Origin of the sequence: Paraburkholderia panacisoli, assembly GCF_008369935.1 — a bacterium.
Lineage (GTDB): Bacteria > Pseudomonadota > Gammaproteobacteria > Burkholderiales > Burkholderiaceae > Paraburkholderia > Paraburkholderia panacisoli.
The window spans coordinates 35,616-46,517 of record NZ_VTUZ01000059.1; the positions used below are offsets into that span (position 1 = coordinate 35,616).

The following is a 10,902-nucleotide window of genomic DNA, read 5'->3' on the forward strand; positions in this document are numbered from 1 at the left end:
GGGCGGGGAGTGAAAGGAGCGCAGCCGCAAGGCTGCTTCTCCAACGTTTGAGTCTCACACAAACTAATGATACTGTGTGAGGCATGGACATTAAAGTCGCGTACCGATTTCGGTTCTACCCAACGCCTGGGCAGGAAGTGATTCTTGCTAGGACGTTCGGGTGCGCGCGGTTTGCCTATAACCACATGCTGCGGTTGCGTACCGATGCGTGGTATCAGCGGCAGGAACGAGTCGGCTACCACGAAACCTCCGCTGCGCTTACGGCGCTCAAGAAAACACCTGAGCACGCATGGCTGAACGAAGTCAGTTCGGTTCCTGTGCAGCAGGCTTTGCGCCACTTGCAGACGGCATTCGCCAACTTCTTCGCCAGGCGCGCGAAGTTTCCGAATTTCAGGCGCAAGGATGGCGTGCAGTCTGCCGAGTACACGACGAGCGCATTCAAGTGGGATGGTGTATCGCTGAAGCTCGCAAAGATGGATGCGCCTCTCGCGATCCGCTGGTCACGCACTATTCCGAAGGGTGCGAAAGTAACGACCGTCACCGTGTCGAAAGACACGGCCGGGCGATACCACGTTTCCATGCTCTGCGATGACGTGGTGGCCGCCAAGCCCAAAGCGCAATCCCAAGTCGGTATCGACCTGGGCCTGACGCATTTCGCCATTCTTTCGACGGGCGAGAAGATCGCTGCGCCGAATGCGTTCCGCAAGAACGAAGCCAAGCTCGCCAGGTTGCAACGGCGACTTGCAAAGAAGCAAAAGGGTTCCGCCAATCGCAAAAAAGCGAAACTCAAAGTCGCACGCATGCATGCCAGGACAGCAGATTCTCGCAGGGACTTCCTGCACAAACTTTCGACCCGGTTGATAAACGAAAACCAAGTGATCGCCATCGAAAGCCTGTCCGTCAAGAACATGCAGAAGAACCGATCTCTGGCGAAGTCGATCAGCGATGCAAGCTGGTCTGAATTCGTCAGGCAACTTGAATACAAAGCGCAGTGGTACGGGCGCACGCTGGTTGGCATCGACCGCTGGTATCCATCCAGCAAGCGATGCAGCGATTGCGGGTACACCGTCGCCAAGATGCCATTGAATGTGCGGTCGTGGACGTGCCCGGAATGCGGCAGCATCCACGACCGTGACATCAACGCTGCGCGCAATGTTTTGGCCGCCGGACTGGCGGTGTCAGCCCACGGAGAAAGCGTAAGTCCCATGTCTCTCTGAGATGATTTAGGGGTGCCGTCTGTGAAGTGGGAATCCCCTTCCTTTAGGGAGGTGAGCAGTCAACGGATGACGTGACGGTCGTCCTAAATGGACAGGGCGGCGCTCTGCGGCGCACGAACCGGGGCGAAACACGCGAAACGCGCGTCGCGCCGATGGTACCTGAGATTCACGTGACGGCGGAACGCATGGCGGCGCTGGCCGCCGACAAACCCGTAACAAAACGTGAGTGGAGCGTGAATGCGGCGTGAATGTCGCGAGACGCTACATGAGCGCCGCATCGACGCAGTACGAACCCGACGCGAGTACGGCACGCAGTCAGCGCATGCGGCGCGAATACCCCGCGGTCGCCGCCTTGGCGCGCGTGCCACGCCGATGACTAAACCCTTTGCGCTTCCGGCGTGGCTAGATTAAATTGAGCATCGCCGCCGCGAACTAACATTTGCGCGGCGTGACCCGGCACGACAGACCAGAACCGGGCACGCCGGCAAATTTGCGGCTTGCCAGTTTCCGTGCCGCATTGCATGGCTCGCCATCGCACGCGGCAACGGCAACCGGCCTCTCTCGCCTCTCGCTCATCGTGTCGCAGCTATAGTCGGCCGGCGCGCAGTCGCATCTTGCCGCGTCTCGCGCATGGCCGCCGGTAGTCGTAACGCAACCGCTAGTACACGCGGTCCAATGTGAAACCAAGGAGAAGAGAAGCTATGAAATCGGTCGGTTTTCTGAAAACGCTGGGTGCAGTCGTGGCAATGGTCGCGGCGTGCAACGTCTACGCTCAGGCAAGCGACGCGCAGACCAGCTCGACTTCATCGGCGGCCTCGAACGTCAAGGCCGGCAAGCGCGCGAACAACGAGCTAGGCCGTAAGGTGCGCGGCGCGCTCACGAAGACGCAAGGCCTCGACGTATCGAATATCTCCGTGCGTGCTCGCGGCGGCGCGGTGACGTTGACGGGCACGGTGCCCGACGAGGGCCAGATCGAGTCCGCCGGCACAGCCGCGAAGGGCGTCGCGGGTGTGACGTCGGTGTCGAACAAGCTGACCGTTATGCAGCAGTAATCGTCTGCAGTGCGTCTGCAGTGGGCGCGCGACACGAATCGGTCGGTGCCCGGCGCGCTTGCCCGGCGCCTGCCGCGCAACGCCGGTGCAAGCGCTTCGACACGGCTAACGCGGTCATGATGCAGATGTGCACCAGGGCTTCGGCGTGATGTGACGCCGAAGCCTTTTTTGCGTCCATTTTTTGGCGCGATGTTTTTTCTGAACCAGCGATGAGGTTTGCCGCCGTTGCTCACCGCACGGCAGCGTTGCAACGGTGATTGCTCCGTGCGCTCCGACACAGAGTTGACGTGTCGCCAAGCGTACTGTGAAGCATGGCAATCGGAGTCAATGCTATGGGAACCACGCTGTTTCGCTATATCGATCTGCCGATCGGCGATCGGGCGGCTTTCGAACTGGTGTGTGCGCGGCACGGTTTCGCGCCGGTGCATTTCGACATCAGTGCCAGCGGGAGCCCGGGCGAGCCCGCGCACGAGCGTCTCGTCACCGTGCGTCGCGCCGGCTGGGTGCAGTCCTATCAGGACCGCCATGGTCAGTGGATCAGGCAGTTCGAGGCCGATCTGACCTGCCGGTTCTTCAAATAGCAAGGTAGCCGGGGCCAGCGCGGCGCGGCGTGTGGTCGGTGGGGCGGCCGGCACTCGGGACGGCGCTTGAGCCGGCGTTCGTACCGACTCTCGTGTCGAAGCCTCAGGCCAGCACGAGGCGCACGCCGACCAGCGTCAGAGTGGCGGCGAGCAGGTTGCGCAACAGCGCATCCGGTGCGCGCGACGACAAATAACTGCCGATTGCGATGCCTGGCAGCGAGCCCACCAGCAGCGAGGCCAGCATCGACCAGTCGACCGAGCCGAGCAGCCAGTGGCCCGCGCCCGCCAGCAGCGTGAGCGGCACCGCATGCGCGATGTCCGAGCCGACGATGCGCGTGGTCGGCAGCAACGGATACAGGAGCAGCAACACGGTCACGCCGATCGCGCCCGCGCCCACCGACGTCAGCGACACCAGCACGCCGAGTATCGCGCCGGTCAGCATGGTCAGCGCCAGCGTGCGCCCCTGCTTCGGCGTGCGCTGGCCGCGCGCGCCGAGCGCCGCGAGTTGCGGACGGAACACCAGCGCCACCGCCGTCACCAGCAGCGCCACGCCGAGCACGATCTGGATCAGCCGGCCCGCGGCCGGCGTATCCATTCCATAGCGATGCAGCAGGATCAGCGTGATCGTCGCGGCCGGCACGCTGCCGGCGGCGAGGCGCAGTGTGACCTGCCAGTCGACGGAACCTTTCAGGCCGTGCACGAGCGTGCCGGTCGCCTTGGTGGCGGCCGCGTACAGCAGATCGGTGCCGACCGCGGTGGCGGGATGCACCTTGAACAGCAGAACCAGGATCGGCGTCATCAGCGAGCCGCCGCCGACGCCCGTCAGTCCGACCAGAAAGCCGACGAACAGGCCGGAGACGGAATACAGCAGATCGATGTGGGGAAGAGCCATTGAGCGGACCGCTGACGGTCGGGTGGGTGAAAAGGTTGGGCGGCAAGGCCGGCGCCGCGCGCCGCTCGGGTCTCCGCAGGCGCGCCACGGGCCGCCGCGGCGCGGCAAAAGCCGCTATTGTCGCAAAACTGTCGCTTTTGCGTACAGATCACGCATGGCGCGGCGATCGTGCCGCATCCAGTGGCGTGCCGCGCTCAGAGCGCGCGCCGAATCTCGACGACGCCGAATGCCGCCAGCATGAAGCCGACCACCCGGTCGATGGCGACGCGCAGCTTGCTGCCAATCGCATGGCGCGCGAGCGATACCACGGTCACCAGAAAGCACCACCACGCGATCGAGCCGGCGAACACGCCGCCCACCGTGGTCAGCGCGATAGCCGATGAAAACGCGCCGCGCGGCGCGAGCGTGGTGAACAGCGCGGCGAACATGATGACGGTCTGCGGGTTGGTGAGAGTGAGCAGCAACGAACTGGCGTATGCGCGCAGCGCGCCGGCGCGGCCCACTTGCGCGAGCTTGCCGTCGCCGTTGCCGTTGCCGTTTGAAGTGTCGGGGGCAGGCTTCTGCAGCAGCGTGCGCAAGCCGAGATAAAGCAGAAACAGCCCGGCTAGCAGATGCAACGGCCGGTCGTACTCGAGCATGAACTGCGAGATGCCGACGAGGCCGAGCGCCGCGATCAGGCCGTAGACCGCATCGCCGGTCGCGATGCCGAAACCGATCGCGAGTCCTGCGCGCGGACCGCCGGTCAACGTGCGGCGGATGCACAGCATGCCCATCGGGCCGACCGGCGCGGCAATCGCGAGGCCGACGCCCGCTGCGGTGAAGAAGAGACTGGTGGTGGACAAGGGGAAGCCTTTGAGCGGTTGTTCTGGTTGGTGGCGCTTGCAGCGGTTCGTGACGCTCGATGCAGCTTCGCTGCGGTTCGTGCGGCCTTGCGCCGGGTGGGGCGGCGCGCTTGGGTTTCAGGCGTGCGGCCGACGCGTCCGTCAGCATAGACAGAGCGGAAAGCGCCGGCAAGGTTGTGCATGCCCGGGCGCAGTCTCCTTGGCGCAAGCCTGAAACCCAAGCCTGACACCAGCAGCCAACACCATCCACCGAGCCGCCGCGACCCGCAGGACGCCGCCGTGGATACCCTAGGATCGGCGCCTCGCACGCATGCGTCGGGCATCATTTTGCCACTTCAAATTTCGGGAGCGTACCCGCTCATGTGGCAGATCGATCAGGTGACGCTGCGCTTGTTCATCGCTGGTTGCGAGGAAGGGACGATCGCGCGCGGCCGAGCGCGAGTTTATCGCACCGTCGGCGCTCAGCAAGAGCCTTGCCGATCCGGCGGCACTGGTCGATGTCGCGTTGCTTTCGCGCAGCCAGCGCGGCGGTGGTGGGGGGCGCGATTGGGCTGCCTGGGCCTGGAACGCGCGATGTGGCATTGGAAGATATTTCCAAGTAGCGCGGCAGTTGCAGCCCTTGAAGGGTGATGCGTGATGCGGGCCGCCTCGTCGAGACGGGCCGCATCTTTTTGTTTTAGTGCTTCTTGTGTGTCGCCGAGACACTCGGTGCTACGCGGATCGGCGGCGCACCCGAGGGCGCCGTGGTGGGTTGCGGCTTTTTCTCCTGTTTCGGCTTTTTGACTTCACGATTACTGCGCATTTGACCTTTTGCCATGATGGACTCCCATTTGGTCTCGGTCGCTCCACGGTAGAGCGGTGAGCTAGTGTGCGCTGATTTTGCCGTCGATGCTGGAGTTCCTGCCGTCTGACGTGCCGAACCGGGCCATGCGGCGCCGGTTGCCGTAGTGGACGTCGGCGTGCGCCAGCAGCTCGGAAGGTGCAAGCCAGAGATACTGGCTGTGCTGGTCGGGCCGGCCGATCGTCGCCGTACTGGGGTAATCGTACCTTTCATGCAATTTATGACGGTTTGATCATAAAAGCCGTCATTTATCAACGAATTGTGCATCATCAGATTGCGCGAAAGCCGTGCGACCGCCAAGCCTTGCTGCAAGCGGCACCGTAAGTGACTACCGCCAGATTTCGCACGATTCGAATGACTACCCCGTTAACGATCTTTCGAAACCTGCAGGTGGGTCAGCATGTCGCACTAGGCTCATTTCATAGGGGTTTATACTGATTTCCGTCTCCTCCATGTCTCGATCCCTACGAAATATGGATTACGCCCGCCTTTCGAGGCGGGCTTTTTTTATGGTGTCATTCGGGTGTCGCGCTGCATGAGCGCGTACCTGTATTCCTCCGATTTGGTAGAAACGCGAGCCCGGGATTTGCATCAATTACTGGCGCGTTCGCATCTAGGCTTGCTAAATGGCTCGCCTGATTTGTCCTGGGTTTGCCTGTGAGCAGTGCGATGCGGTGCGGCACGGGAACTCATCGACGCTGTCGCCGATCGCACCGGCGACAGCATGGCCCGCCACTGGCGAAGCCCCCGATGCAGTGCTTGGGGCGATTAGGCGCGCGCTGACCGTCGGCAACGCCGTGCAACTGGTCGGTTTCGGGACGTTCCCGACGGGGCAGCGCGCTGCACGCAGGTACATACCTCTGAAATTCTCGAAGCACTCGCGCATCTGTGTCCCCACGGACTTGCCAGCAAAGTGGCCGCCCATATCTCGGTCATCAAAATCTGCTCATCCATCATATGGTCACCCCGGTTGGGCTTGCCTTCCACCAGCCGCTCCCGCTGTTGCTGTTCTTTAGTTCTGCTAGCCATGTTCACGGTATTTGCTAGCGGGAGAAGCGCCGCAGCCCCGCCAGATAAGGCTGGGAGGCCAGACTGCCAGTTCTGTCGCCCCTTGCGTTTCAGCAACGGCTGAGCGGCAGGATGTCCGTTGATTTTGCTAGCGCGTTCGGCGTGTCCTCTAATTCGGCTGATGCGGTTGTAGAGGAGCGCGATAGATCCATTGGCCTGAAGCGGCAGCAAGCTCAACTACCGGAGGTGATTTTTTTTTGATCCTCGGACGGTGCCCATCTCAGTGTGCAGACCAAAAACGCCATACCGCATGGCACTTTGGGTGTCACGTCGGCGGCCTCCAACATTCCATGTGTGGATGTCGGTAAGAGCGGTATCGTGCTGCGCTTGGTCAGTCGCTCCGGGTAGCGAGTTCGTGTTCCGGTGGAAAAGCCACGCTAACAGAATTAACGGACAGCATTAGCGCTTCAATGGACACCGCTAGCAACATTAGCAACGATCTGCAACACCTGCTCCCAGGATAGTCCACACACACGTCAACGCCAGGACTTTTGCAGACTTCCCTAGCTTGAAAATTTCCGCCGGCGGGTAATCGTGGTTTCAGATGGGGCACGTCGGTAAAGGAGTGGTTCCAGCGCTCTGCGCATGCGGTATGGGGTGACCGGCCTGGTGCCGTCACCGCCGGTTGATTCCGCCACCCAACTTCGGTCATTCGCCCACGGTCCCTAATTTGGCAGTACTCAGAACCCGTTCAACCCGCCGGGAGCGACCAGGCGGACTAGAGGTGCGTTTTCACGAGGTACTGCACAATTAATCTAATTTCGTCAAACTGAGTTACCAATTCAAAGGTGAATATGAAGCTGAGAGCGTAGCACGGTCCGGGGTAAAGCTCGAAAAGGCGCAAGATGGGCTTAGCGAAGACAACCCGGATAGGCGCCCTCGTAAACAGATAGGTAATGGTGAGGCCTAGCAGCGCCCCTGCGATCACGTCTGTCGGATAGTGCAAGCCGATATACACTCGTGGCGCACAAATGAAAAGTGCCGTGTATGCTAGTGCGATGACTCCCGCGCAGCGCCAAATCAAAAAGATACCCATCGCTATTGCAGACCATAGCATTCCATGGTCACTTGGGAATGAACTCCAAGTCCTTAATACAGCATCGGATTTCACACCGACTGGGAAATGCAGATGCAACGTAGGGTCAAACTCGGGTCGTAGCCGAAACGGCAAGAGATATGCAAGAAGTCGCCCGACGAAGAGTGCGATGAAGCCGGCGGCCAATGTAGCAACGACGATCTCGCGTCGCTGACTGTTCTGCTCGTCGGGTTGAAGCCAAATCCACCACAGGATAGACACGAGTGGCAATCCTCTCGCAAGGTATAAATCTGTTAGTGCCGCGATAGCATGATTGGTCGCGGAAGACGCGAAAGCATGCTGCGCGATGAAGAGCTGTATCGCGGTGTCAAAGTTTTTCATGGGCGTGACGGGGGATGGTTGAAGTTATTATAGTTAGCGCATGCCGCGGCGACAGCGACTTTTCAGCTTCGACGCGTCGCTGTCTTCCTCGTCTTCGGCAAGCTCGTCAACCTCGTCATCGACATCGGGCAACATCTCGGCTTTCAGGCGGAGTTTGGCCAGCCGTGACTCGTAGTAAATCGCTACCGTTGCGCCATCGTCGCGCGCCTGCTGCATGTCGTAGGCGTGGATGTAATCACCGAACACCGCGCGCGTGTCGCGGTCTTCGCTGGACACCGGCGTGCCGGTGAATGCGACGAATGTCGCGTTCGGCAGCGCATCGCGCAGATGCTGCGCGTAGTCGACCTGATAGTCCTTCTGGTCGCCCTTGAATTTCGCTTCAAAGCCGTGCTGGGTGCGGTGCGCCTCTTCGGCGATCACAACGATGTTGCTGCGCTCTGACAGCACCGGAAACGTATCCTCGTCCTCGCCCGGCATGAACTTCTGGATTGTTGCGAACACGATCCCGCCTGACGAACTGTCCCCGAGCTTCGCACGCAGGTCCTGATGGGTCAGGGCCTGCACCGGCTGCTCGCGCAACACGATCAGGCACAACGGCGAGCCTGGGACGGTAACCATCGACAAAAGCGGAGCCAACCTTGCGGCGCTCAAGAGCACTAACGCCGGCCGCGAGCAACCCATCAAGCTTCGTCAGGCGAAGTACCTGAACAACTTCGTGGAGCAGGATCATCGGGCGATCAAACGCCGAACACGACCAACGATGGGCTTCAAGGATTTCCGATGTGCTCGCATTCTGCTCGGCGGCATTGAGTTGATGCACATGATCGCCAAGGGGCAAATGCAGAACGACGGTTTGAACCGAACACCTGCCGACCAATTCTACTCGCTTACCAAATAAGGAATCCTCTTTGTTCCGGATCGCCCCTCCCCGCAACGCCTTATCGCGACACCCATTAGTCGGCCGAAGTCAAGGTACAAATCTTCCCCATCGCCGGATTGACATGACGACGGAAATGACCGTCGTCATGTCAATCCGGCGAAATTCCTTCCGTTATCCTGGCGCGGCTGCCTGAATTCCCTCTCGGCTGCTTGCGAACCGGATCGCACCAGACACCCATCTATCAGGACTTGCCCGTTTTAGCAAGGGGGGTTGCGGGGCTTGTCTGGGTCCGTGATGCGTCTCCTGAGTCATGCGGACATGTGGGGCATGGAGCGGCGGGAGAGACTGCGCACCTATAAACGTACATGGACTCCCGCCTATGAGCAAGATCGGTGTGCATTTTGAGGGTGTTGACTGCGTCCGTACATTCGGCTTTTGATGAGCCCGCCATCAGCACGAGCCATCATGGAAGTTTGCGCGCTTGGGTGAATTACTTCGCTGTTGGACATTCCAGCGAGTGCTTCAGCTTCATCAAAGTCTGGGTAGAGAAGAAGATCAGGCGCCATATGGGCGCTCCCGGAGTCGACGGGGCTTCGGCTGGAAGCGGTGGAGTAGGCGCTGGCTGTATGAGGAACTGAAGCTGTTCAACGGCTATCGTGTTCGTCGTGCTGCCGCACCGAAAGCGCGCCCAGCATGATAGGTCGCATAAATCTTGGCATGAAGCAAACAGGAGAGCGTAGTGCCGGAAATCGGCCCGCTGCGTTCGACGTGGCGGGAGCTGGAAACGTGACCATGGTCGCCGGATTGCGGCCCATCACGAAAGCGGTGGAATCACCGCCGGCGCCTACCGGTGCGCGCGCCAGTTCTCGAGTCGAGGCGGGCGCCAAGGCCCGCCTCAGACGGTCGTTCTCGATGCTCCGCTCTAGGTGACCGATATTCGCCTCATGAGGATTCATCTTGTTAGGTCTCTCATCTATTATTCTTATGCAATTAGCACCGAACCTTTTCGCGGCGTCGAATGACGTTCCGTGTTCATCATGACAGCCGTGTGACGCGCGTTTGCCACCTGCGTCACCTTGATTACGAACGTGCATAGAAGTTGTGTGCATAACTATTTATCCGCATACTCATCGGCGTCAAATAAAAAAATAGTTCTGAGAAAATCCATGCGCTGCATAGAGACCGCACTTCGCTTTTTGCTGTGGAACAATGTGCAGAACCGCACTGACGATTGGACCCATCGATGCCAGCAGCAGAAACGACTGTGCTTCCCCGACTAATCGAAGAAGATGTTCCTTCGAGCGTTCGTCGAAAACGACTCGCGCAGGGAAAATGGTCCTACGGTAGACCGCAATGAGCGCCATAAGAGATTGCCGGGTTTCCACTTAGATAACGTTTGCGTCCCTGTGCCGACACGGCATCGACCGATATGTTCGCGAGTCGTGCGCCGGCATGACTAACCAACGATTTGACATCCACACGCCCGACTCTACAATCAACATTGTCGCATTGCATCAACAATGCTAGGCGCGCCAGTAGCTCGCGCTTCTGTTCGTCGCAAGCGTTGAGACGAACCATTTGGAATGCTTAACAGATTGTCGACGCGGCCGCAGTCAGAAAGAAGGTGACGTCAGGCTGGCCGTCGTTGCACAGGTCAATGGAGGCTGAGGCCCGGCTATCCGCGTGGCGCAGGTGACGACCGGAAGTACGAAATTGCGCTGGCCGCCTTTGATACGAATGCGTTATTCGAGACAATGCGCACTGCGCTTGCTGTCGTCAGTTTGCAAACATAGAACGCGGGCGATCGCATGCCATGGCGAGTCTCACTTCATGCCTACGAATTCTATGTCTACGAGGAAGGCACGGTTTAACGCATGTGGCTATACACAACTTGACGTTTTAGAGACGATGTTCGAATAGCAAAGCAGTCAGAGGTGGTTGTTACTCATCAGTCAGGAAGTTTGCCGACAAATAACCTATACCTGATTACCCTAGCAGGCTGCGGAAATACACCCTCGAGAAACAACATTCCTTGCTGTGCGCGGCTACGGCCGCAACTTTTTTGCATTGCGAAATTTAAACGCGAATCCAGCTTCTTGTTCGACAGTTTGA

General features: G+C 59.8%; 8 protein-coding genes and 3 pseudogenes. 6 read left to right on the plus strand and 5 right to left on the minus strand.

Annotated elements, in window-relative coordinates; all coding sequences use genetic code 11:
* Positions 1–83: 83 nt before the first annotated feature.
* The 3 genes from FVF58_RS44815 (at position 84) to FVF58_RS44825 (ending at position 2,850) form a co-directional block, all read left to right on the plus strand.
* Positions 84–1,217 carry an RNA-guided endonuclease InsQ/TnpB family protein gene (locus FVF58_RS44815; RefSeq protein ID WP_149676012.1) on the plus strand — a complete coding sequence of 378 codons (1,134 nt, stop codon included), beginning with the start codon at positions 84–86 and terminating at the stop codon, positions 1,215–1,217.
* A gap of 701 nt (positions 1,218–1,918) precedes the next feature.
* Positions 1,919–2,269 (plus strand): BON domain-containing protein, encoded by a 351-nt coding sequence (locus tag FVF58_RS44820; RefSeq protein WP_149676013.1) that lies wholly within the window; start codon positions 1,919–1,921, stop codon positions 2,267–2,269.
* Between the two features lie 332 nt (positions 2,270–2,601).
* Positions 2,602–2,850: a hypothetical protein gene (locus FVF58_RS44825; protein WP_149676014.1), complete on the plus strand. Its 249-nt coding sequence runs from the start codon at positions 2,602–2,604 to the stop codon at positions 2,848–2,850.
* A gap of 103 nt (positions 2,851–2,953) precedes the next feature.
* Here FVF58_RS44825 and FVF58_RS44830 read toward each other — a convergent pair whose 3' ends face one another.
* Both FVF58_RS44830 and FVF58_RS44835 read right to left on the minus strand, forming a co-directional pair.
* Complete coding sequence (locus FVF58_RS44830) at positions 2,954–3,742, minus strand: sulfite exporter TauE/SafE family protein (protein ID WP_149676015.1); 789 nt, start codon at positions 3,740–3,742, stop codon at positions 2,954–2,956.
* 194 nt (positions 3,743–3,936) lie between these two features.
* A complete protein-coding gene (locus FVF58_RS44835; RefSeq protein ID WP_149676016.1) occupies positions 3,937–4,584 on the minus strand; it encodes a LysE family translocator in 648 nt (215 codons plus the stop codon).
* A gap of 360 nt (positions 4,585–4,944) precedes the next feature.
* Between FVF58_RS44835 and FVF58_RS53720 the strand changes: the two are divergent.
* Positions 4,945–5,113 (plus strand): annotated as a pseudogene (locus FVF58_RS53720) (helix-turn-helix domain-containing protein); the annotation flags it as partial.
* A 147-nt stretch (positions 5,114–5,260) separates the two neighbouring features.
* On the opposite strand, the gene FVF58_RS52030 reads toward FVF58_RS53720, so the two are convergent.
* The 3 genes and pseudogenes from FVF58_RS52030 to FVF58_RS44855 all read right to left on the minus strand — a co-directional run.
* On the minus strand, positions 5,261–5,401 hold the full coding sequence (locus FVF58_RS52030; protein WP_188131153.1) for a hypothetical protein: 141 nt from the start codon (positions 5,399–5,401) through the stop codon (positions 5,261–5,263).
* 1,810 nt (positions 5,402–7,211) lie between these two features.
* Positions 7,212–7,910 (minus strand): phosphatase PAP2 family protein, encoded by a 699-nt coding sequence (locus FVF58_RS44850; RefSeq protein ID WP_149676017.1) that lies wholly within the window; start codon positions 7,908–7,910, stop codon positions 7,212–7,214.
* 54 nt (positions 7,911–7,964) lie between these two features.
* Positions 7,965–8,492: pseudogene (locus FVF58_RS44855) on the minus strand (type I restriction endonuclease subunit R); the annotation flags it as partial.
* Here FVF58_RS44855 and FVF58_RS44860 point away from each other — a divergent pair.
* Together FVF58_RS44860 and FVF58_RS55065 are read left to right on the plus strand one after the other, a co-directional pair.
* Positions 8,491–8,808 (plus strand): annotated as a pseudogene (locus FVF58_RS44860) (DDE-type integrase/transposase/recombinase); the annotation flags it as partial. The pseudogenes FVF58_RS44855 and FVF58_RS44860 overlap by 2 nt on opposite strands.
* A gap of 467 nt (positions 8,809–9,275) precedes the next feature.
* Entirely contained in the window at positions 9,276–9,428 is a 153-nt protein-coding gene (locus FVF58_RS55065; RefSeq protein ID WP_223191225.1) for a hypothetical protein, read from the plus strand.
* The last annotated feature ends 1,474 nt before the right edge of the window (positions 9,429–10,902 follow it).